A 22,964-nucleotide genomic window follows, 5' to 3' on the forward strand; every position below is an offset into this window, starting at 1 on the left:
TCACATCCAGTGGTACAGCAGCGACAGGAGGCGGCCCTGGGCAGGCGCGTCGCCTCCCGCCGTCGCCACCTCGACACTGGCCGTCATGCCGGCGGCCAGCACCAGATCCGGCGGCAACTGCTCGAACGCGACGCGCACCGGAATGCGTTGCGCCAGGCGGACCCAGCTGAAGGTCGGGGCCACGCTGGGCAGGCCCTGGGCATCGGCCTGCTGGTTGGTATCGGCGATGCCGCGCCCGATGCTCACCACCCGGCCGGCAATGATGTCATCGGACCCCATCAGGCGGATGCGCGCCGCCGCGCCGGGCCGGATGCCGCGCAGCTTGGTCTCCTCGAAATAGCCGATGATCCAGAAGCTGTGGGCGTCCACCAGCGCGATATTGGGCTGGCCCGTCACCGCGTAGTCGCCCTTGTTCAGTTTCAGCCGTGTCACATAGCCGTCCACCGGCGCGCGCAGGACGGTGCGCGCCACATCCATTTTCGCCATGTCCACGGCGACCCGCGCGCCGCGCTGCTCGGCCTCGGCGATGGCCACGGCCTGGATCGCGCGCTGGATGTCTTCGGCGGGCACCAGGTTCTCCATGCCCCGCCGGCGCCGCGCGTCCTCGGTTTTCTGCCGCAACGACGCGTCCGCCGCCGCCAGTCGCGCCTCGGCCTGCGCCAGCGCCAGCTCGAAGTGGGCCGGATCGATGCGATAGAGCACCTCGCCCTGCTTCACGTACTGATCGTCCGTCACCGGCACGTCCAGGACCGTGCCGGACACCTCCGGGGCGATGCGGACGGTCTGCGCGCTGACGCGGCCATCGCGCGTCCAGGGCGCCACGACGTAGACGCGCCACAGCGCGCCGATCAGCATGGCGGCGGCGGCCACGGCGCACAGCGTGAGGCCGACGCGAGCCAACAGCCTCAAGGGCAACAAACGATCGGGCAAGGGACGATCAGACATAGAGAATCAACACCGAAACGAGGCAAAGGGAAATGGCGAACTCGAACAGGCCCGGGTGCCAGACCCGGCGCAGCACGCCGCCGCGCGCGAGCACCAGGCGAACCGCGAGATAGATCGGCAGCGCCACGCACGCATAGACGAAAAATGGCGGCAGGTAGATGCCTGCCACCGCGAACTCACTGAGCATGAGAAGGCCTCCCGGGCCGTCGAGAAAAATAATCCGCGTGGTCTTCGAGCAGCACCGCGATATCGAGCAGCATGGCCCGCGATCGGCCGATGTCGGCGGGCGCGGCGCCATCCGCCGGCGGCAGCCGCGACAGGGATTGCGCCGCCCGGCGGGCATGCCGGGCGGCCAGCTGGGGTTCGCTGGCCCGCCGCCGCATGTGGCGCAACGCCACCGCGAGCAGGCGGCGCGGCCGGGCGTCCGCGGGCATCCGCCGCCATCCCTGGCGCAGGCGCAGCAGCTCACGGCCGAGATGGATGCTGGCCAGGGCATCGCCGATGGCCCGGTCCATCGCGTCGGGCCGCGTCCTGAGCAGCGCGCCCAGTTGCGCCGTGCGATGCTGCTGCCGCCATTGCCAGGCGCGCGCGTCGGCGCGGCCGCCTCGCAAGAGGGCAAGCGCGTCATCGCGAATGGCCAGGCGCAGGCGCGCCATGTCGCGTGACGGATTGCGCGGCAGCACGATCCGGAACCCGAGCAGCGTGAAGAAGGCCACCAGTATCCAGGCCACCGCGCCATTCAGGAACGAGGCGACGTCATAGCGCATGGGGTTGTCCGTCGCCACCAACGTCGTGAAGGCGACGAGATAGGCGACGCCGGCCAATCCGTAGCGGGGCATGGCGCTGGCATAGACCCCGGGCAGCCAGAACAGCGCCAGGACCACCAGCAGCAGCGGCAGCCCCGAGACCTGGGGCAAGACCAGAAAGGCGCACGGGAACGCCATCACGACGGCGGCGATGGTGCCCTGGATCAAGGCCACGGCGCCGAGCGCCGGATTGGGCGCGGTGGACAGCAGCCCGCAGGCCGCCGCCAGCCCCGCCAGCATCAGGTTGCCATTCGACCAGCCGGTCGCCATCCAGAAGGCGCCGCCCAGCAACACGGTCAACAAGGCGCGCAGGCCGTTCTGCAGCGCGGCCCCCGTGTCGCGATGGAACGGCACCGGGACCGGCGCCGCCGCCGGCCGCCGATGCTGATGCAGGACCGCGATGCCGGCGAGGACCTCGAGGTAATCGTCGAGCTGCTCGATCAGCCGGTCGCCCGCGATCATCAGGACGGCATGTGCCCGCGGATCGTCGGTCGTTGCCGCCGCCAGTGTTTGCGCCAGTCGCGCACGCATCGCCGACAAGGACCGCGCCGCCAGGTCCAATCCGCCGGGTCCCGGTTCCCGCGCCAACGCCTCGCTGGCTTGCCGCCATGCCTGCTCCCAGGCAGGCTGCAGCGCCGCCAGCGCCTGCAGGCTGGCGCCGCCTGGCCGCATCGGCGCCACGCCGCCGACCAGCGCGGAAAACAAGAACACCATGGCGCGCCGCACCGTGGCGGCGCGTCGCGCCAGATCGGCGGACTCGGCCTTTCCCAGCGCCAGCAGGTCATCGACGGCGTAGATGTCGACGACGAGGCTGCGCCTGCCCGCATCCAGCGCCTTGCCGCCTTGCCGGTTCGGGTCCTGAAGCGCCTGGATATCCCGCGCCAGGACGCCGGCGGCTGACGCCGCCAACCGGTGCAATTGGGCCGTCAAGCGGCTGCGGGCGCCGCGGCGGCTGAAAAGCGCCGACACCACGCCCAGGCTCGCCACGCCGATCAGCACGGACGCCCCGCGCCCCATCACCTGATCGAAGGTCAGCTGCGGGTTCTGCATGGCGCCATAGGCGGCCAGCCCCACGGTGTATCCCGCCAGCGTCGCGCCATAGGCGCGGAAATGGCGCAGCAGCGTCATGGCGGCCACGCAGGCCCCGAGCCACAAGCCGAACCCCAGCAGGAACAGCCACGGCATCTGGCCGAAGGCGCTCATCAGGACGAAGGCGGCCAGCATGCCGACCAGCGTGCCGATCACCCGCCATATGCCTTTGCCGATCACCGCCCCCTGCACCGGATTGATGACCAGAAGCACGCTGGAGGCCGCCGCGTACGGCGCATGCAGATCCAGCAGAAAGGCCAGCACGAGCGCCAGCCAGGCCGCCAGAATCGAGCGCATCACATAGGTGGCGCGCGGGGTCGTCAGGTCGAGGTATCGCAGCCCGCGCGCCGCCCCTGCCCGGAGCGACAGGAGGCGGGGGTACGGCCGGGCGGGCGCCGTGGCGGACACGTTCGTTGAACGCACGATGAGACTCTGCAATGGTGATTCGGACGCACCACTGTAGAGACCGCCATGCATGCGGAAAAGTGAATTTATCGCACGGGCACGATTGCGTTCGACGCACTTATCGACGCCGGCCGCGCGTCACGCAGCGAGACGTCAGCGCCCCTGCCGCGCCTCGCCGCTGCACAGCGCGTGGATCGTCTGCCGCAGCCACTGATGGGCGGGGTCGCCCTCCAGGCGCGGGTGCCAGGCCTGCGTCAACAAGGCGGTTTCCAGCGGCATCGGCAGGTCGAACAGGCGGATGCGCAGGCCCGCGGCAAGCGCGCCGCTGGCAAGGTGGCGCGGCAATGGCAGCAGCAGGTCCGAATCCTGCAGCGCGAACAGTGCGGTGTAGGGGCTCGACACGACCAGGGCGACATGGCGGCGCAGGCCGTGCGCCTCCAGGGCGGTGTCGATCGGCGCCACGGACTTGCCGCGCCGCGACACGTTGATGTGCTCCCAGCGGGTCAGGCGCTCGGGCGTGATCTCATCGTCGAAAATCGGGTGATGCTCGCGGGCGACGCCGACAAAAGTCGTGGTGAACAGCGACTGCACGCGGATTTCCGGACCGAGCTTGCGCGACCCGCTGATGAACAGATCGATGCGGCCGCTGCGCAGCGCCTCGTCATCGACGTCGTCCTCTTCCGGCGAAAAACGCAGCGTGGCGCGCGGCATCTCGGTCGCCATGGCATCCAGCAGCTGCCCCAGGTGAACGCTGACGAACTCGTCGGTGGCGCGGACGTTGAAACGCCGGTCGAGGGATTTCAGGTCGATCGCGGCGCCGGCCTCGAACACCTGCGTGGCCTGTTCGAGCGCCGCGCGCACCTGCTCGCGCAGCGCGAGCGCCTTGGGGGTTGGCATGAGCTTTCGGCCCACCTGCACGAACACCGGATCGCCCAGGGCTTCGCGGATGCGGCCCAGGGTGCGGCTCATCGCGGGCGGACTGAGGTTCATGCGGCGCGCCGCGCCAATGACACTGCCCTCATCCAGCAACGCATCCAACGCCAGCAGCAGGTTGAGATCCGGACGCGCCATGACGGCTCCCGATGAATGACCAAGACGCAATCATAGGGGAGGATCCCATGACGTTACCGGCATCAATGAAAAACGCCAGCGATTGCTGGCGTTTTTTCCGGCGCAGGCCTGGGTTCAACGGCGGGCGGAGATCACCGGATGCTGGCGGCGGCCGGCGTCCATGTCGTGCAGCACTTCGCCGACGGCGCCGCCAAAGCGGCGCAGGCGCAGCTTGAGCCGGCGCCAGCCGGTGCGCGAGAACGGGCCGGACAGGGTTTCCGCCTTGATGGCCTCGCGGATCAGGGACCGCTCCAGCGCATCCGACATGCGGGCATTTTTCAACGCGGTATCGCTCATGATTCTCTCCTTGAGAAAGCGCGATGGGGGAACAGCACGAATTCATCTTAGATCCGCGCATGCTGCGTTGCAATAAAAATGCCTAGCATTATTTTCGTCGTTGCGGAATGGGTACAAACACCACCACAACGGTGCATCCGGCACCATATCTGGCACCAGTATTGTGCAGCGCAAAAACCTACCGACGCCCCAGGTGCGCGTCGATCAGCAGGTCGGCCATGTCGGCCACCCGGGCAGCCGGACCGCCCTCGCCGAACAACTGGCTGGACACGAAGGCGCCCTCGATCAGCAGCAGCAACCCATCGCCCAGTCTGGCGGGATCGGGCGCCCCCATCTCGGCGGCCATGGCGGCCAGGCGCCGGCGCAGCTCGACCTTGTGCTCGACCGCGACCACCCGCGCCGGATGGCCGGCCTCGGGATATTCCACCGCCGCGTTGGTCAGCCCGCAGCCGCGATAGCCGTTCTGCACCGCGCGCACGCTCAGGCCCGACAGATAGGCCCGCAGCCCCGCCTGGGGATCGCCCGGATGCGCGTCGCAGGCGGCGTTGAAGCGCCCCCAGAACTCGGCGTCGTAGTCGCGCAGGTAGACCGCGGCCAGTTCGTCCTTGGACGAAAAGCTGCGGTAGAGGCTGGGCTTGGTGACGCCGGCCTGGTTGACGATGGCGTCCACGCCCACCGCCCGGATGCCGTCGCGGTAGAACATCTCGCGCGCCGTCTTGCGGATGCGATCCGCCGCCAGGAGCGGCTTCGCGGGGGTATCGGCGGCGGCCTTCTTGCCGCCCGCCGGGGATTTGCTGGCCATGACTGGAACTCCTCACTAAGACCGGCCGGCAACGCCGGCCGCCCTGAAAACAGGGTCGTCAAAAATAACACTTGACGATGTTACTAACCGGTACGTACTATTCACAAACCAATTTACGTACCGGTCAGTAACATGAGTATAGCCCAACCTCCCATCCCCTTCCGCCGCGCCGGCCAGAAGTACGCGTTCGTCGTGGTCGCTGTCGTCTTCCTGGCCTTGCTGGTATCGGCCGGCCTGCGTTCCTCGCCCAGCGTGCTGCTGGTGCCGCTGGAGGAAAGCTTCGGCTGGAGCCGCAGCACCACCTCGTTCTCCGCCGCCGTCGGCATCTTCCTGTATGGCCTGGTCGGGCCGTTCGCCGCGGCCGCGATGGAACGCTTCGGCCTGCGGCGCGTGCTGATCGCGGCGCTGTCGCTGATGGCCGCCTCCAGCGCGGCCAGCGCCTACATGACCCAGCCCTGGCACCTGCTGATGACCTGGGGCGTGTTCTCGGGCATCGGCTCGGGCGCGGTCGCCGTCGTCATGGGCGCCACCGTGGTCAATCGCTGGTTCACCAAGCACCGCGGCCTGATGATGGGCCTGCTGACCGCCAGCACCGCCACCGGCACGCTGATCTTCCTGCCGCTGCTGGCGGCGCTGGCGTCGTCGGGCGACTGGACCCGCGTGGTGTGGACCGTGGCCGCCGCCGCCGCCGCACTGGTGCCGCTGGCCTGGTGGCTGGTGCCCGACCGCCCCGCCAGCGTCGGCCTGGTGCCGTTCGGCAGCGATCCGCATGCGCCGCCCGCGCCCGCGGCGCCGCGCACCGGCATGATCGCCGCGACCTTCGGCGCCCTGGCGCGCGCCGCCAAGACCCGCACCTTCTGGTTCCTGTTCGCCACCTTCTTCATCTGCGGCTTCACCACCAACGGCCTGGTCGGCACGCACCTGATCGCCCTGTGCGGCGACCACGGCATGCCCGAAGTGCAGGCGGCCGGGCTGCTGGCGATCATGGGCATCTTCGACCTGTTCGGCACCACCGCCTCGGGCTGGCTGACCGACCGCTACGACCCGCGCAAGCTGCTGTTCGTCTATTACGCGTTGCGCGGCCTGGCGCTGATCTACCTGCCCTATTCCGATTTCTCGTTTTACGGCCTGGCGATCTTCGCGGTGTTCTTCGGCCTGGACTGGATCGCCACCGTGCCGCCCACGCTGCGCCTGGCCACCGAGGCCTTCGGCGATCGCGAGGCGCCCATCGTGTTCGGCTGGATCGTGGCCGGCCACCAGCTGGGCGCGGCCAGCGCGGCCTGGATGGCGGGCGTGGTGCGCCAGTCGCAAGGCAGCTACCTGATGGCCTTCGTCGCGGCCGGCGCCACCGGCCTGATCGCCGCCGTCATCGCGCTGATGATCGGCCGCGAGCGGGTGGTGGCGCAACCGGCCTGAGCCGCCCCTGCCGCCGTCGCATTCCCGTTGACGCCCGCGCCGCCCATTTGATAGGATGGCGGCACTTTGAAAACGCCCTCCCGGTTCGCCGGGAGGGCGTTTCGTTTTCGTTCCCCTCACACAAGGAAACCTGGAATGAAGACGTCCCTTGAAATCCATCCCGGCTCGAACGCCGGCCTCGGCTACGCGCGCCATGGCGAAGGCCCGATTCCCGTGCTGGTCCTGCACGACTGGCTTGGCGACCACGGCAATTACGACGCCGTCATGCCCTGGCTCGACGGCGAAGCGTTCACCTACGTGTTCGCCGATCTGCGCGGCTACGGCCTGTCCATCGAACTGACCGGCGCCTGCACGGTCGAGGAAATCGCCGCCGACTGTCTGGCGCTTGCCGACCGGCTCGGCTGGCAACGGTTCCACGTCGTCGGCCACTCGATGACCGGCATGATCACGCAGCGGCTGGCGGCGGACGCGCCGTCGCGCGTCATCAGCGCCATCGCCGTGTGCCCCATCTCGGCCGCCGGCAACCGCCTGGCCCCGGAAGCCCTGGCGTTCTTCGCCAGCACGGCCGATGACGACGAGGCCTTGCGGCGGCTGTTCCAGTTCGTCTGCGGCGGCCTGTCCGATGCCTGGGCGCGGGCCAAGGCGCGGCACAACCGCGCTACCGTGGCGCCTGCCTGCCGGCGCAAGTATCTCGACATGCTGGTCACGGCGGATTTCGTCGACGCCGTGCGCGGACTCGATACGCCGTTCCTGGTCGTGGTCGGCGACCAGGATCCGGGAATCGACGCGCAAGCGATGCAAGGCACCTTCCTGGCCTGGCATCCCAACGCGACGCTGCACGTCATCGCGCATTGCGGCCATTACCCGATGCAGGAGCGCCCGCCCGCCTTCGCCGCCCTCATCGAAGGCTTCCTGAAGCGCCAGGCCGCCTGATCGAGCGGCACGAAAAAAAGCCCGGCATGGCCGGGCTTTTCTTTTGCGGCAAACGGGCGGGCCTAGGCCTCTTCCACTTCCCCCAGGTACGCGGCGCGCACCTTGGGATCGTGCAGCATGTCGGCGGCGGGACCCGACAAGGTGATCTCGCCGGACTCCATCACGTACCCGCGATGGCTGTTCTCCAGCGCCAGGCGGGCGTTCTGCTCGATCAGCAGGATCGTCACGCCTTCGCTGGCGATGGTGCGCACCACCTCGAAGACCTTCTCGACCATCAGCGGCGCCAGGCCCATCGAGGGCTCGTCCAGCAGCAGCAGCCTGGGGCGCGCGATCATCGCGCGGCCCATGGCCACCATCTGCTGCTCGCCGCCCGACAGCGTGCCGGCCGCCTGCTTGCGGCGTTCGGCCAGGCGCGGGAACAGCGTGAACACGCGGTCGGTGTCCTGCCGCACCTGCGCGGCATCGCGCCGGATGTAGGCGCCCATCGCCAGGTTTTCCTCGATGGTGAGCTGGCCGAAGATGCCGCGTCCCTCGGGCACCATCACCAGGCCCTGGCGCACCAGCTCGTGCGACTTGCGGCCGCCGATGGACTGGCCGTCGTAGACCACTTCGCCGCCGGCCAGCGGCACCAGGCCGCAGATGGCGCGCAGGGTCGTGCTCTTGCCGGCGCCGTTGGCGCCGATCAGGCACACCAGTTCGCCTTCGTCCACGCGCAGGTCGATGCCGCGCACCGCGCGGATGCCGCCGTACGCGACCTGCAGGCCGCGCAGTTCCAGTAGGGGTTTGCTTGCCGTCGTCATGCCGGGCGCTCCTGATGAATCAGCGGATCCTGGGCGGCGCCCGCGCCCAGATACGCTTCAATGACCTTGGGGTCGCGCTGCACCTGGGCGGGTTTGCCCATGGCCAGCACCTTGCCGTATTCCAGCACCAGCACGCGATCGCACAGGCCCATGACCAGCTTCATGTCGTGCTCGATCAGCAGCACCGTGACGCCGTCGTCGCGGATCTTCTCGATCAGCTTGCGCAGCACCACGGTTTCCGAGGCGTTCATGCCGGCGGCCGGTTCGTCCAGCGCCAGCAGCTTGGGATCGGTCGCCAGCGCGCGCGCGATTTCCAGGCGGCGCTGGTCACCGTACGGCAGCGAGCGCGCCACGTCGTTGGCGCGGTGGCCGATGCCGACGTAGTCCAGCAGTTCCTGGGCGCGGGCCTCGATGGCGGCTTCCTCGGCGCGCGTGCCGCGAGTGCGGAACACCGCGCCCAGCACGCCGGCGCGGGTGCGCAGGTGGCGGCCGATCATGACGTTCTCGATCGCGCTCAGGTTGGCGAACAGGCGGATGTTCTGGAAGGTCCGCGCCAGGCCGGCGTGCGCCACCTCGTGCGGCTTCTTGCCCGACATCGAGACACCGTTGAAGGTGCAGCTGCCGTCTTCCGGGATGTACAGGCCCGTGAGCACGTTGAACAGCGTGGTCTTGCCCGCGCCGTTGGGGCCGATCAGGCCGTAGATCTCGCCCTGCTCGATGTCGAAGCTGACGTCCGACAAGGCCTGCAGGCCGCCGAAGCGTTTGCCCAGTCCCTGGGCTTGCAGCAGTTTGCTCATGCCGCGCCTCCCTGGGTCTTGGTGGCCAGCTCGCGCTTGCGCACGGCGGACGGCCACAAGCCGGCGGGACGGAACAGCATCACGCACACCATCGCCAGGCCGAACAGCAGCATGCGGATGCCCTCGGGATCCAGCACCACCGCGCCGAACAGCATGTGCTGCACCGGCTCGACCACCGCGCGCAGGAATTCCGGCAGCGCGGCCAGGATCAGCGCGCCCAGGATCACGCCCGGGATGTGGCCCATGCCACCCAGCACCACCATGCACAGGATCGAGATCGATTCCATCAGCGAGAAGCTCTCGGGGCTGACGAAGCCCTGCATCGACGCGAACAGCGCGCCCGCCACGCCGCCGAACGAGGCGCCCATGGCGAAGGCCAGCAGCTTGATGTTGCGGGTGTTGATGCCCATCGCCTTGGCGGCGATCTCGTCTTCGCGGATGGCTTCCCAGGCGCGGCCGATGCGCGAGTTCTGCAGCCGCACGCACACCAGAATGATGATCAGCGTCAGCGCCAGCAGCAGGTAGTAGTACTTCTCCGGCCCGGTCACGCGGATGCCGAGCAGGCTCTCGGTGCGGCCGAAGGCAAACTCGCCCACCTTGAAGGTGTCGATGCGGTTGATGCCCTGCGGGCCGTTGGTGATGTTGACCGGCGCGTTCAGGTTGTTCAGGAAGATGCGGATGATCTCGCCAAAGCCCAGCGTCACGATGGCCAGGTAGTCGCCGCGCAATTTCAGCGTCGGCGCCCCCAGCAGCACCCCGAACAGGCACGCCACCGCCAGCGCGATCGGCAGGATCGCCCAGAACGGCAGGTGCAGGCCGAAGTGCGGCGAGGCCAGCAGCGCCCAGGTGTAGGCGCCCACCGCGTAGAACGCGATGTAGCCCAGGTCCAGCAGGCCGGCGAAGCCCACCACGATGTTCAGGCCCAGCGACAGCATCACGTACAGCAGCGCGAAGTTGAGGATGCGGACCCAGCTCTGGCCGGCCATGCCGATCACGAACGGCAACACCGCCAGCACGATGCCGATCAGCGCGATGCCGATCAGGTTGCGGGTCGACAGCCCGCTGTTTTTCAGGGTGGTGCTCATGCGCGGTCCCCCACGCGTTCGCCCAGCAGGCCGGACGGACGGAAAATCAGCACCAGCACCAGCACGAAGAACGCGAACACGTCCTGGTAGTGGCTGCCCAGGAAGCCGCCGGTCAGGTCGCCGATGTAGCCGGCGCCCAGCGATTCGATGATGCCCAGCAGCAGGCCGCCAGCCATGGCGCCGACCAGGTTGCCGATGCCGCCCAGCACCGCGGCCGTGAAGGCCTTCAGGCCCAGCATGAAGCCCATGGTGTATTGCGACACGCCGTAGTAGGTGGCGACCATCATGCCGGCCACGGCGGCCAGCGCCGAGCCGATCAGGAACGCCGCCGAGATCACGGTGTTGATGTTCACGCCCATCAGGCCGGCCACTTCGCGGTTCTGCGCGGTGGCGCGCATGGCGGTGCCCAGGCGCGTCTTGTGCACCACGGCCAGCAGCCCGCCCATGATCAGCGCGGCGATCGCGACGATGGCGATCTGCAGCGTGCTCATGCGGGCGCCGAAGATCTCGAACACCTGCGGCGTCAGCACCTGCGGGAAGTTCAGGTAGTTGCGGCCCCAGCCCATCATCGCCACGTTCTGCAGGATGATCGAGACGCCGATGGCGGTGATCAGGGCGGCCAGGCGCGGCGCGCGGCGCAGCGGCCGGTAGGCCACGCGCTCGGCGGTCCAGCCCACGGCCATGCACAGCGGCACGGACACCAGCAGGCCCAGGCCCAGCACCAGGAAGGCGGAGGCGGACGGGTCGCCGCCGACCAGCGAGATGGCGATGGTGGTCGCCGCCATCGCGCCGATCATGACGACGTCGCCATGCGCGAAGTTGATCAGCCCGATGATGCCGTACACCATGGTGTAGCCAAGGGCGACCAGGGCGTACACGCTGCCTAGCGTGACGCCGTTAATCAGTTGTTGAATGAAGATATCCATAGGGGCCGCAGAATAAGCCTGGAAAAATCACGCGAGTATCGGATACGGCGCGGCCCGGGGGGCCGCCTTCGCGCAAATCGCCGCCGCGCCGGACGGCGCGCGCGGGGTCAAGATGGCCAGGCGCGGCGACGCCGCGGCCTGGCCGGGTCAGGCAGCCTTAGTTGGCCTGGCTGACCATCGTTTCAACCATCTCCCACTTGCCATTCTTGACTTCGTAGATGGTGACGGAGATTTCCTTCAGGTCGCCGTTCTTGTCGTAGGCGATGTGCTCGCTGGTCGCGCCCTTGCGGTTCAGCTTGGCCAGTTCCGGCAGGTACTTCTCGGGCTTGGCCGAACCGGCGGCTTCGATCGCGGCGATCATGTTCCAGGCGCCGTCATAGGCGTACGGCGCGTAGACGCCAGGAGCCTTCTTGAAGCGCGCCTGGTAGCGCTGCTCGAAGTCCTTGCCCGCGGCCATCTTGTCCAGCGGCACGCCGGCCAGCGAGGCGAAGGTGCCGTCGGCGGCGTCGCCGGCCAGCTTGATGAAGGTGTCGCTGCGGGTCATTTCACCCGAGACCAGCGGCGCCTTCAGGCCGAGCGTGGCCAGCTGGCGCTTCATCGGGCCGGACTGCGCGTCCAGGCCGCCGTAGAAGATGGCGTCGGGCGCCGAGCCCTTGATGTTGGTCAGGATGGCCGTGAAGTCGTTGGCCTTGTCCGTCGTGTACTCGCGGCGCACCACCTGGCCACCGGCGGCCTTGACGGCCTTCTCGACCTCGTCGGCCAGGCCCTGGCCGTAGGCGGTGCGGTCGTCGATGATGGCGACCTTCTTGGCCTTCAGGCTCTGCACCATGAACTTGCCGACCGCGGCGCCCTGCTGGGTGTCGCTGGTCATCATGCGGAAGGTGGTTTCGTAGCCCTGCTTGGTGTACTCGGGCGAGGTCGCCATGGCGATCTGCGGCAGGCCGGCTTCGTGGTAGACGCGCGACGCGGGGATCGTGGTGCCCGAGTTGAAGTGGCCCAGGATGCCGACGACGTTCTCGTCGACCAGCTGCTGCGCCACCTGCACGCCGACGCGCGGGTCGGCCTGGTCATCACGCGACACCAGCACGAACTTGGCGGGCTGGCCGTCGATCTTGATGCCCTTCTTGTTGGCTTCTTCCAGGGCCAGGTTCAGGCCGTTCTGCATGTCCTCGCCGTAGTGCGACTGGGGACCGGTCAGGGGCGCGGCAAAGCCGAACTTGATGTCGGCGGCCTGCGCGGCGGCGGCCATGCCGACCGCGGCGATGCTGGCGGCGACAAGCTTCAAAGTGGTGCGAAACTTCATTGGAATCCTCCGGTATGTCGGATGTGGCTTTGTTATACCTGGGCTTTTGGGCCAGGTGATCTATTTGAGTGCGATTGCCGGGTTGCCACAATCGAACTTCAGGTGCGACCGGATTTTGCTTCCAGTGCAACCTCGCTAGATATTGGAGATAACCCTTGGTTTCCCAAGGGTTACCCCGCGGTCACGCTCAGCCGATGGTCATCAGGCTGGCGTTGCCGCCGGCCGCGGCCGTGTTGACGCTGATGGAACGCTCGGTCAGGAGGCGTTCCGGCACGTACGAGACGCCGGCCGCCAACGCGTCCGAGGTCAGCCCATGCACCGCCAGGATCGCGCCCGGTCGCTGCGCGATGCGCTGGTTCAGGGCGCGCAGCGCGTCGCCGTCGCCCTCGAACAGCACCGCCTGATAATCGGCCTGGTCGACCTCGTCATCCGCCAGGATACCCGCCTGGCCCTGCTGCTCGGCATCCAGCGTGGCCAGCAGCGCCTGCGCCGCCGGCGTGTCGGCGAACCAGGCGTGGTTGCCCGTCAGGCGCGCCGCGGCCCACTGCGCGCGCGCGCCGGCCTCGGTGGCGGCCACGCAATAGACCGCGCCGCGCGGCTCGACCAGATAGGTGTTGGTCTCGCCCGTGGGGCCCGGCAGCGCGATGCGCTGCGGCAGCGGCGCCGCCGCGTCCAGCGCCGGCGGCAGGCCCTCGGGGCGCGTGCCCAGCAGGCGGTACATATACAGCGGGCCACCGGCCTTGGGGCCGGTGCCCGACAGGCACTCGCCGCCGAAGGGCTGCACGCCGACCACCGCGCCGACGATGTTGCGGTTGACGTAGACGTTGCCGGCATGGACCTGGCCGGTCACGTGGGCGATGGTTTCGTCGATGCGGGTATGCACGCCGAACGTCAGGCCGTAGCCGGTGCCGTTGATGGCGTCCAGCAGCGCGTCCAGCTCGTCGCGGGCATAGCGCACCACGTGCAGCACCGGGCCGAACACCTCGCGGGTCAGCTCGCTGACGTGGTCGATCTCGATGATGGTGGGCGCCACGAAGGTGCCGTGGCGGCATTCGCCGTTCAGCTCGACCTGGTCGACGCGGTGGCCGGCGGTACGCATCGTGTCGATGTGGCGCTGGATGCCATTGCGCGCCTCGGTATCGATGACCGGGCCGACGTCGACCGACAGGCGGTCCGGGTTGCCCACGCTCAGCTCGCGCATCGCGCCGCGCAGCATGGTCAGGACGTGATCGGCGTTGTCTTCCTGCACGCACAACACGCGCAGCGCCGAACAGCGCTGGCCGGCCGAATCGAAGGCCGAGCTGAGCACGTCGAACACCACCTGCTCGGACAGCGCCGACGAATCCACCACCATGGCGTTCTGGCCGCCGGTCTCGGCGATCAGCGGAATGGTGTGGCCGTCGTCGTCCAGGCGATCGGCCAGGGTGCGCGCGATGATGCGCGCCACGTCGGTCGAGCCGGTGAACATCACGCCGCGCACGCCGGGGCTGGCCACCAGCTGGGCGCCCACGGTCTCGCCGCGGCCCGGCAGCAGTTGCACCGCGCCAGCCGGCACGCCGGCGGCGCGCAGGATCGCCACCGCCTGCGCCGCGATCAGCGGCGTCTGCTCGGCGGGCTTGGCCAGCACGGTGTTGCCGGCGGCCAGCGCGGCCGCGACCTGGCCGGTGAAAATGGCCAGCGGGAAATTCCACGGGCTGATGCACAGCACGGTGCCCAGCGGGCGATGCGTGTCGTTGCCGAATTCGCGGTCGGCCTGGTCGGCGTAATAGCGCAGGAAGTCCACCGCCTCGCGCACTTCCGCGATGGCGTTGGGCAGCGACTTGCCGGCCTCGCGCACGATCAGGCCCAGCAGGGTCTGCATCTGCTCTTCCAGCAATTGCGCGGCGCGGCGCAGGCATTGCGCGCGCTCGGCGACCGGGGTCGATTGCCAGATGGGCGCGGCATTGGCGGCGGCGCGCAAGGCGATCTCGGCTTCCTCGCCGTTGGCCTCGATCACATGGCCGACCACGTCGCGCAGGTTGGCCGGGTTGCGCACCTCGATGGCGCGGGCCATGTCCCAGGCGCCGTCGCCCTCGCCCAGCATGGGCGCGGCGCGCCAGGGCGTGGCGGCGCTGGTCAGCAGCGCGGCCGACAGCGAGCCCAGGCGGTGTTCGTTGCTCAGGTCCAGGCCGGCGGAGTTGGCGCGCGCGCCCTGCTGCGGATTGCCATACAGCTCGCGCGGCAACGGAATTTTCTCGTGCGGCGCGCCCAGCGGCACGATGCGCGAGGCGGCCTCGACCGGATCGGCCACCAGCGTCTCGACCGGAATGCTCTCGTCGCCGATGAGGTTGACGAACGAGGTGTTGGCGCCGTTCTCCAGCAGGCGGCGCACCAGGTAGGCCAGCAGCGTTTCGTGCGTGCCGACCGGGGCGTAGATGCGGCAGGGGCGGTTCAGCTTGCCCTGCGCCAGCGGCCCGACCACTTCGTCGTACAGCGGCTCGCCCATGCCGTGCAGGCACTGGAACTCATACTGGCCCGGGTAGTAGTTCTGGCCGGCCAGCTGGTAGATCGCCGCCAGCGTGTAGGCGTTGTGGGTGGCGAACTGCGGGTACACGGCTTCCGGCGCGCCCAGCAGCTTGCGGGCGCAGGCCAGGTAGGCCACGTCGGTGTAGACCTTGCGGGTGTAGACCGGATAGCCCTCCAGGCCGTCGACCTGGGCGCGCTTGATCTCGCTGTCCCAGTAGGCGCCCTTGACCAGGCGCACCATCACGCGATGGCGGCTGCGGCGGGCCAGGTCGATGACGTAGTCGATCACGAACGGCGCGCGCTTCTGGTAGGCCTGGATGACGAAGCCGATGCCGCTCCAGCCTTCCAGCTCGGGCGTGAAGCACAGCGCCTCCAGCAGGTCCAGCGAGATCTCGAGGCGGTCGGCCTCTTCGGCGTCGATGTTCAGGCCGATGTCGTAGCTGCGCGCCAGGATCGTCAGCGCCTTCACGCGCGGCAGCAGCTCGGCCATGACGCGCTCGCGCTGGGCGCGCGAATAACGCGGGTGCAGCGCCGACAGCTTGATCGAGATGCCCGGGCCTTCATAGATGCCGCGGCCGGCGGCGGCCTTGCCGATGGCGTGGATGGCCTGCTCGTACGACGCGTAATAGCGGTCGGCGTCCTCGGCCGTGGTGGCGGCCTCGCCCAGCATGTCGTACGAATAGCGGAAGCCGCGGCCTTCCATCTTGCGGTTGTTGGCCAGCGCTTCGGAAATGGTCTGGCCCGACACGAACTGCTCGCCCATCATGCGCATGGCGATGTTCACGCCCTTGCGCACCAGCGGCTCGCCGCCCTTCCCGATCAGGCGTGTCAACGCCTTGGACAGCGATTGTTCGCTGCTCACGGCCACCAGCTTGCCGGTGATCATCAGGCCCCAGGTGGCGGCGTTGACGAACAGCGACTGCGAACCGCCCATGTGCGACTTCCAGTCGCCGCGGGACACCTTGTCGCGGATCAGCGCATCGCGCGTGGCGCGGTCGGGAATGCGCAGCAGCGCCTCGGCCAGGCACATCAGCGCCACGCCTTCCTGGCTCGACAGCGAGAATTCCTGGATCAGGCCCTCGACCCCGCCGCCGGTGCGCTTGCCGCGCAGCTTCTTGACCAGATCGGTGGCGACGGCGTGCACCTTTTCCAGGTTCGGCATGCGGGCCTGGCCCAGCAGCAGCGGCACGCACTCCGGTTCGGGGCGGCGGTAGGCGGCGGTGATGGCGGCGCGCAGCACCGATTGCGGTTGCACGTCCTGGCCGAACTCGTAGAACGGCGGCGTGGCGGCGGCCTGGTGCTCGCCGCCCTCGTCATCGCCGCCTTCTTCGCCGCCCAGATGGGACATCTCGGCCGGCAGGTGGCCGCGCTCGATCTTGTCCAGGTAGGCGAGGATCGCCTGCTTGTGCAGCCAGTGCGGCGTGCAATTGAGTTTTTGCGCGGCGGCCTTCAGGCGGTCGCGCAGCGCGTCATCGACCTTGACGCCGAGGGTGGTGCTGGCCATAAGAGATTGCTTCCTGTCGCATGGCAGAGGTCACACCGGGCCCGCAAGGGGGCCCGGCATCGGTAGGACCGTATGCTAGTCAGGTTGCAACCGGCTTTGTATTAAGGTTAACCCTAGGGGTTAACCAGTTGAGATCACGGCAGGTTTTGAGGCCCTGCCCGTCCCTTTTTACGGTTTGCCGGATTCGGGCAGCGGCGAGCAGCCCAGCATCTGCACCGCGCCGGCGCTGTCCGGCGTCTGCCCGCGGATGGCGGACGCCATCGCGCCCGCCAGCGCCGCCACCGCGCGCTGCTGCGCCGCGACCAGCGCGGGCACGCCCGCCTCGGACACGTTTTCGGTCACGACGCTGCGGCACAGCAGGCCGTTGCCCTTGAGGTTGACCGGCCGCACCCGCCAGGTGGCGTCCAGTTGCGCCATGCGGCCCGACACAAGGTCGAAGCGCTGCACGTCGGTCTGCACCCGCCACACCGGCGCGGTCGGGCCGGGCTTGACCACCTGCACGTCGAGCGCGCCCAGGTCGTGCTTGAGGGCATCGGACAAGGCGCCGCGGATCTCGTCGCCCAGCGGCGAGGTCCAGCGCTCGGAATACAACGCCGCCACGCTGCCATCGCCGGTACGGACCATCAGCTGCGGCTGGTCGGCCTGCGACGCCACGTTGACGCCCTGCACTTCCAGCAGGAACGGCGCCGCCGCCCGCGGCACGGCGGGCGCCTGGGGTGTCGGCCCCTGCAGCGTGTAGTAGTGGACCGGCGGCGACGAGGCGCAGGCGGCCAGCAGCAGCGGCAGGGCCAGCACCGCCAGGCCGCGGCACAGGGACGGCGCGGCGGCGCGGACGGGACGGAAACGGAGGTGGGTCATGGGTTCAGTTCCTGACGGGGCCGGCGCCGGGGATCGGGTCGCTGCCGCGGCCGCGCAACAGCGATTCGGGGTTGGATTGCAGGAAGTCGGCCAGCGCGCGCAGCGAACGGGCGGCGCGGCTCAGTTCCTGCATGGCCTTTTCGGCATTGACCGGCAGCGAGGCGTCCGAGGCCAGCAAGCCATTGAGGTTGGCGATGGAATCGCGCGCCTGCTTGAGCACGGCCTGCGCTTCCGGCGCCACCTGCTTGTCCAGGCGCGTCATCAGCTTGGAGGTGCTGGCCAGCGTGGTGCGCAGGTCCTCGCCGATCTTGTCGAACGGGATCTTGTCGATCTTGGCGACGATGTTGCTGACCTGCTGCTGCAGTTGGTCGAGGTTGCCCGGCACGGTCGGGATCATGGCCGGGTTGGACATCTTGAATTCCACCGGCTTGACGTTGGGGAACTCGTCCAGCACCACGTACAACTGGCCGGTCAGCAGGTTGGCGGTGCGCAGCTGGGCGCGCAGGCCGTGCTTGATCATGATGCCGAGCAGGCGGCCGCCGGCCTCGTCGCCGTCCTTGATGGCGTGCTCGCGCACGTCCTCGTAGACGCGGCCCAGGCGTTCCGGGTACAGCGTCGCGTCGACCAGCGCGAAGAAGCGCTTGCTGACGGGATCGAAGTCCATGTTGATCTGCGTGACGTTGCCCAGCGTGATGCCCGAGAAGTCGATCGCCGCCCCCACCGCCAGGCCGCGGATCGACTGGTCGAAGCGCATGCGGATCGGGAAGGCCTCGCCATCCGGATTGGCCTTGGCGGCCGCCTCGGTGGCATACAGCTCGAAGTGCGCATCGGCCGGCGCCGGCGTGCTGGCATCGCGCACGCTGTAGACCGGCTCGAACGCCACGCCGCCCACGGCCATCGACACCAGCGACTGGGTGCGCACCTTCAGGCCTTCGGCATTGACGCTGAAGTCGACGCCGCTGGCGTTCCAGAAACGCGTGCCGTTGGTGACGAACTTGTCGTTGGGCGCGTCCACGAACACCTCGACGTTGACCGCGTTGCCGGTCTTGTCGAGCGCATAGCCGATCACGCGGCCCACGTTGATGCGGCGGAAATACACCGGCGAACCGATGTCCAGCGAACCCAGGTCCGAGGCCTTGAGCTTGAAGCGCTTGCCGGCGCGGTCATGGGTGACGGCCGGCGGCGTTTCCAGGCCGACGAAGTGCAGCTTGGTCGCCTTCTTGGACGCATCCTTGCCCTCGACCGCATCCACGCCGATGTAGGCGCCGGACAGCAAGGTGCCCAGGCCCGACACGCCGCTGACGTCCAGGCGCGGGCGCACCACCCAGAAATTGGTGCCCTCGCGCGCCAGGTCGGCCACGTCCTTGGACAGCTCGGCCTGCACCACCACCTTGCTGCGGTCGGCGTTGAAGCCGATGGAACGCACGGTGCCGACGTTCACGTCCTTGTAGCGCAGCTGGGTCTTGCCGACTTCCAGGCCTTCGGCGGTATTGAATTCGATCGACAGATCGGGGCCGGCCTGCATCCAGGTCCGCACCACCAGCGACAGGCCCATCAGCGCCGCGACGATCGGCACCAGCCAGATCCATGAAATCCGGCTCTTGCGCTTGCGCGAGATCGTGGGTGACGCGTACTTCTCTTCACCAGATCCAGGTGCTTGGTCGGACATCGGTTTTCCTTTTCTTCTTTGAACGGCGCGCGGCCTTCCAGCCCACGCGCCGCGATCGTGCTGGCGTCAGCCCGCTTGCGCGCCAGCGGCGGACGCCGGCCGCCGGCCCGCGGCCGGCTCCGAAGCGTCCAATTCACTCGTTTCTTCCAGGTCCCAGCTGCGGCGCAGGTCGAAGCTCATGGCGGACAGCATGGTCAGGATGACGACCACGCCGAACGCCGCGGCGCCCGCGCCGGCACTGATTTCCATCAGGCCCTGGAAATCGGCCAGGGCCGCCAGCAGGATCACGACGAACACATCCAGCATCGACCACTGGCCGATGAATTCGACCATCTGGTACAACCGGGTGCGCGGGCGCAGGTTGGTGGTGCTGCGCCATTGCTCGGTCAACAATAACAGGATCAGCGCCAGCAATTTGGTCAGCGGCACCGCCACGCTGGCGATGAAGACGATCAGCGCGATGTCCCAGGAACCCATGTCCCACAGTTCCACCACGCCGCCCAGGATGGTGTGGGCGCTGTCGCCCAGCACCGAGCTGACCTTCATCACCGGCAGCACATTGGCGGGAATATAGAACACCACGGCCGCCAGCAACAGCGCCCAGGTGCGGGCCAGGTGGTCGGGCTTGCGGTAGTGCACCACCGCGTGACAGCGCACGCAGTGGTGCTCGGCCTCGGCGTCGCCGGCGCGCGGCACCGCCTGCACCTGGCCACAGACATGGCAGCCGGTCAGCACCACGTCGGGACCGGCCTCGGGCACGTGCACGGGCACCACGCCCTCGCTTTCGGCGTAGCGCCACAGCACGTGCGGCGTGAGACGGCCGAGCATGGTCAGGAAAATCGTGAGGATGCCGAAGGCGATCAGGCCGATGCCGGGCGACACCGCCGCCATGCCGGCCAGCTTGACCACCGCCACCAGCACGCCCAGCAGGAACACCGGCACCATGCACCATGGCCGCAACAGGCCCAGCAGCCGCATCGCGCCCCGGAAAGCGGCCGGCTCGACGCCGCGCGACAAGGGGCCCAGCACCCACAGCAGGACGGCCAGCTGGACCAGCGGCAGCACGAAGCCCGCCAGTCCGGTCATGACCGCCACCGCGTAGTGTTCCTGGCGCCAGGTGATGCCGATGGCATCGAGCAGCGAGGCCTGCTGCACCATGCCCTGCACCGACATCGAAGCGACCGGGTAGGCGTTGGCCACGCCGAAGATGATCAGCGCGGCGATGGCGAGCGCCAGCCAATTGGACAAACTAAGCCCGCTGTAGCGCCATAGGATGGTGCCGCAGCGGGCGCAATTGGCGGTCTCGCCAGGTTCGAGCTGATGTCGGCGATAGATGCTTGCGCAGTGTTCGCACTCGATCAGCGGCTGGCTCTCCGCGCTACTCATAGGCCTATTCGACGAGTTCGACTTCCTGCTTGTCCGGGGCGGCCGACGGCGGCTTGCCGTGGTCGTCGAAGTCGAGCGTGACCTTGCCGGCCTCGTCCAGGTCCACCGTGACGGTGCCGCCATCGACCAGCTTGCCGAACAGCAGTTCGTCGGCCAGCGCGCGCCGGATGGTGTCCTGGATCAGGCGCTGCATCGGCCGCGCGCCCATCAGCGGGTCGAACCCTTCCTTGGCCAGGTGCTCGCGCAGGGCCGTGGTGAACACGGCTTCGACGCGGCGCTCGTGCAGCTGGTCTTCGAGCTGCATCAGGAACTTGTCGACCACGCGCAGGATGATCTCGCGGTCCAGCGGCGCGAACGGGATGATCGCGTCGAGGCGGTTGCGGAACTCGGGCGTGAACATGCGGCGGATTTCCGCCATTTCGTCGCCCACCACGCGCGAATTGGCGAAGCCGATGGACGGACGGTTCAAGGTCTCGGCGCCCGCATTGGTCGTCATGATGACGATGACGTTGCGGAAGTCCGCCTTGCGGCCGTTGTTGTCCGTCAGCGTGCCGTGGTCCATGACCTGCAGCAGGATGTTGAAGACGTCCGGGTGGGCCTTTTCGATTTCATCGAGCAGCAGCACGCAGTGCGGCTGCTTGGTGATGGCCTCGGTCAGCAGGCCGCCCTGGTCGAAACCGACGTATCCCGGCGGCGCGCCGATCAGGCGCGACACCGCGTGGCGTTCCATGTACTCGGACATGTCGAAGCGCAGCAGCTCCACGCCCAGCGTGAAGGCCAGCTGGCGCGCGACTTCGGTCTTGCCGACGCCGGTGGGGCCGGAGAACAGGAAAGCGCCGATCGGCTTTTCCGGCTTGCCCAGGCCCGAGCGCGCCATCTTGATGGCGGCCGACAGCGCCTCGATGGCGTTGTCCTGGCCGAACACCACGGTCTTGAGGTCGCGGTCCAGGGTGGCGAGCTTGCTGCGGTCGTCGTTGGAGACGGACTGCGGCGGAATGCGCGCGATCTTGGAAACGATGTTCTCGATGTCGACCTTGCCGATCACCTTCTTCTGGCGCGAACGCGGCAGCAGGCGCTGCGCGGCGCCGGCCTCGTCGATCACGTCGATGGCCTTGTCAGGCAGGTGACGGTCGTTGATGAAACGGGCCGACAGCTCCGCGGCGGCCGACAGCGCGGCAGCCGAGTAACGGACGTTGTGGTGTTCCTCGAAGCGGCTCTTCAGGCCGCGCAGGATCTGCACGGTCTGCTCGACGCTGGGTTCGGGCACGTCAATCTTCTGGAAGCGGCGCGACAGCGCGTGGTCTTTCTCGAAGACCCCGCGGTATTCGGTGTACGTGGTCGCGCCGATGCACTTGAGCTGGCCCGAGGACAGGGCCGGCTTGAGCAGGTTGGAAGCGTCCAGCGTGCCGCCCGAGGCCGAACCGGCGCCGATCAGCGTGTGGATTTCATCGATGAACAGGATCGCGTCGGGATTGCCGCGGATCTGCTTGAGCACGCCCTTCAGGCGCTGCTCGAAATCGCCGCGGTACTTGGTGCCCGCCAGCAGCGCGCCCATGTCCAGCGCGAACACTTGCGCGGCCTGCAGGATCTCGGGGACCTCGCCGCGCGTGATGCGCCAGGCCAGGCCTTCGGCGATGGCGGTCTTGCCCACGCCGGCCTCGCCGACCAGCAGCGGGTTGTTCTTGCGGCGGCGGCACAACACCTGGATCACGCGCTCGACTTCGTGCTCGCGCCCGATCAGCGGATCGATGCGGCCGGCCAACGCCGCGGCGTTCAGGTCGGTCGCATACTGGTCCAGCGGCGACTGGCGCGATTCGCCCTGCTCTTCACCATTGGTTTGCTGCTCTTTCTGCACGGCGGCGGACTCCACCTGTGGCTGTTTGGTAATGCCATGCGACAGGAAATTCACCACGTCCAGCCGCGTCACGCCCTGCTGTTGCAGGTAGTACACGGCGTGCGAATCCTTTTCGCCGAAAATGGCCACGAGCACGTTCGCGCCGGTGACCGGCTTCTTGCCGGTGCCGCCCGCGGACACATGCATGATCGCGCGCTGGATCACGCGCTGGAAACCCAGCGTCGGCTGGGTGTCGACTTCCGCGCCGCTGGGGATCACCGGCGTGTTTTCCGAAACGAACTGACGCAGGTTACGGCGCAGGTCATCCAGATTGGCGGCGCAGGCGCGCAACACTTCAACCGCGGAAGCGTTGTCGAGCAACGCCAGCAGCAGGTGCTCGACGGTAATAAATTCGTGTCGGGCCGAACGGGCCTCGACGAAAGCCATATGCAGGCTGACTTCAAGCTCTTGGGAAATCACGCTTCCTCCGTAAC

Annotated in this window: 18 protein-coding genes; 2 read left to right on the top strand and 16 right to left on the bottom strand. The window is 68.4% G+C overall.

The features are described 5' to 3' along the window. The 6 genes from AC1HFW_RS12895 to AC1HFW_RS12920 form a co-directional block, all read right to left on the bottom strand. Positions 1 to 945: an HlyD family secretion protein gene (locus tag AC1HFW_RS12895; protein ID WP_479283708.1), complete on the bottom strand. Its 945-nt coding sequence runs from the start codon at positions 943 to 945 to the stop codon at positions 1 to 3. Next, entirely contained in the window at positions 938 to 1,132 is a 195-nt protein-coding gene (locus tag AC1HFW_RS12900) for a DUF1656 domain-containing protein (RefSeq protein ID WP_116520691.1), read from the bottom strand. The genes AC1HFW_RS12895 and AC1HFW_RS12900 overlap by 8 nt, the downstream gene beginning before the upstream one ends. Next, the gene (locus AC1HFW_RS12905; RefSeq protein WP_479283709.1) at positions 1,122 to 3,317 is read right to left on the bottom strand and encodes an FUSC family protein; all 2,196 of its coding nucleotides are present in this window, start codon (positions 3,315 to 3,317) and stop codon (positions 1,122 to 1,124) included. Before AC1HFW_RS12905 ends, AC1HFW_RS12900 begins: the two co-directional genes overlap by 11 nt. Positions 3,318 to 3,398: 81 nt before the next feature. Continuing rightward, positions 3,399 to 4,316, bottom strand: a complete 918-nt coding sequence (locus AC1HFW_RS12910) for a LysR family transcriptional regulator (protein WP_479283711.1) — start codon at positions 4,314 to 4,316, stop codon at positions 3,399 to 3,401. Positions 4,317 to 4,430: 114 nt separating this feature from the next. Further along, entirely contained in the window at positions 4,431 to 4,652 is a 222-nt protein-coding gene (locus AC1HFW_RS12915; protein WP_006396009.1) for a hypothetical protein, read from the bottom strand. A gap of 178 nt (positions 4,653 to 4,830) precedes the next feature. Then, complete coding sequence (locus AC1HFW_RS12920; RefSeq protein WP_006396010.1) at positions 4,831 to 5,454, bottom strand: TetR/AcrR family transcriptional regulator; 624 nt, start codon at positions 5,452 to 5,454, stop codon at positions 4,831 to 4,833. 132 nt (positions 5,455 to 5,586) lie between these two features. Between AC1HFW_RS12920 and AC1HFW_RS12925 the strand changes: the two genes are divergently transcribed. Together AC1HFW_RS12925 and AC1HFW_RS12930 are read left to right on the top strand one after the other, a co-directional pair. Next, on the top strand, positions 5,587 to 6,870 hold the full coding sequence (locus AC1HFW_RS12925) for an MFS transporter (protein ID WP_061074157.1): 1,284 nt from the start codon (positions 5,587 to 5,589) through the stop codon (positions 6,868 to 6,870). Positions 6,871 to 7,005: 135 nt separating this feature from the next. Beyond that, positions 7,006 to 7,803, top strand: a complete 798-nt coding sequence (locus AC1HFW_RS12930; RefSeq protein ID WP_479283712.1) for an alpha/beta fold hydrolase — start codon at positions 7,006 to 7,008, stop codon at positions 7,801 to 7,803. A 62-nt stretch (positions 7,804 to 7,865) separates the two neighbouring features. Here AC1HFW_RS12930 and AC1HFW_RS12935 read toward each other — a convergent pair whose 3' ends face one another. From AC1HFW_RS12935 to clpA, 10 genes are all read right to left on the bottom strand, one after another. Then, positions 7,866 to 8,603 carry an ABC transporter ATP-binding protein gene (locus tag AC1HFW_RS12935; protein WP_006396013.1) on the bottom strand — a complete coding sequence of 246 codons (738 nt, stop codon included), beginning with the start codon at positions 8,601 to 8,603 and terminating at the stop codon, positions 7,866 to 7,868. Beyond that, entirely contained in the window at positions 8,600 to 9,400 is an 801-nt protein-coding gene (locus AC1HFW_RS12940) for an ABC transporter ATP-binding protein (protein ID WP_006396014.1), read from the bottom strand. The genes AC1HFW_RS12935 and AC1HFW_RS12940 overlap by 4 nt, the downstream gene beginning before the upstream one ends. Next, the gene (locus tag AC1HFW_RS12945; RefSeq protein ID WP_054430087.1) at positions 9,397 to 10,485 is read right to left on the bottom strand and encodes an ABC transporter permease subunit; all 1,089 of its coding nucleotides are present in this window, start codon (positions 10,483 to 10,485) and stop codon (positions 9,397 to 9,399) included. Before AC1HFW_RS12945 ends, AC1HFW_RS12940 begins: the two co-directional genes overlap by 4 nt. Next, positions 10,482 to 11,411, bottom strand: coding sequence for a branched-chain amino acid ABC transporter permease (locus AC1HFW_RS12950; protein ID WP_006396016.1), 930 nt, complete (start codon positions 11,409 to 11,411; stop codon positions 10,482 to 10,484). Before AC1HFW_RS12950 ends, AC1HFW_RS12945 begins: the two co-directional genes overlap by 4 nt. Before the next feature lie 157 nt (positions 11,412 to 11,568). After that, on the bottom strand, positions 11,569 to 12,714 hold the full coding sequence (locus AC1HFW_RS12955; RefSeq protein ID WP_006396017.1) for a branched-chain amino acid ABC transporter substrate-binding protein: 1,146 nt from the start codon (positions 12,712 to 12,714) through the stop codon (positions 11,569 to 11,571). Positions 12,715 to 12,901: 187 nt separating this feature from the next. After that, positions 12,902 to 16,723: a trifunctional transcriptional regulator/proline dehydrogenase/L-glutamate gamma-semialdehyde dehydrogenase gene (gene putA / locus AC1HFW_RS12960; protein ID WP_061074156.1), complete on the bottom strand. Its 3,822-nt coding sequence runs from the start codon at positions 16,721 to 16,723 to the stop codon at positions 12,902 to 12,904. Positions 16,724 to 16,891: 168 nt separating this feature from the next. Then, a complete protein-coding gene (locus tag AC1HFW_RS12965) occupies positions 16,892 to 17,581 on the bottom strand; it encodes a PqiC family protein (protein WP_081105210.1) in 690 nt (229 codons plus the stop codon). A 4-nt stretch (positions 17,582 to 17,585) separates the two neighbouring features. After that, on the bottom strand, positions 17,586 to 19,250 hold the full coding sequence (locus tag AC1HFW_RS12970) for a PqiB family protein (RefSeq protein ID WP_241074102.1): 1,665 nt from the start codon (positions 19,248 to 19,250) through the stop codon (positions 17,586 to 17,588). Positions 19,251 to 19,316: 66 nt separating this feature from the next. Then, positions 19,317 to 20,636, bottom strand: coding sequence for a paraquat-inducible protein A (locus AC1HFW_RS12975; RefSeq protein WP_479283715.1), 1,320 nt, complete (start codon positions 20,634 to 20,636; stop codon positions 19,317 to 19,319). Between the two features lie 4 nt (positions 20,637 to 20,640). Then, on the bottom strand, positions 20,641 to 22,950 hold the full coding sequence (gene clpA, locus AC1HFW_RS12980) for an ATP-dependent Clp protease ATP-binding subunit ClpA (RefSeq protein ID WP_061074563.1): 2,310 nt from the start codon (positions 22,948 to 22,950) through the stop codon (positions 20,641 to 20,643). Positions 22,951 to 22,964: the final 14 nt, after the last annotated feature.

The organism is Achromobacter sp. ISS7 (genome assembly GCF_056523125.1).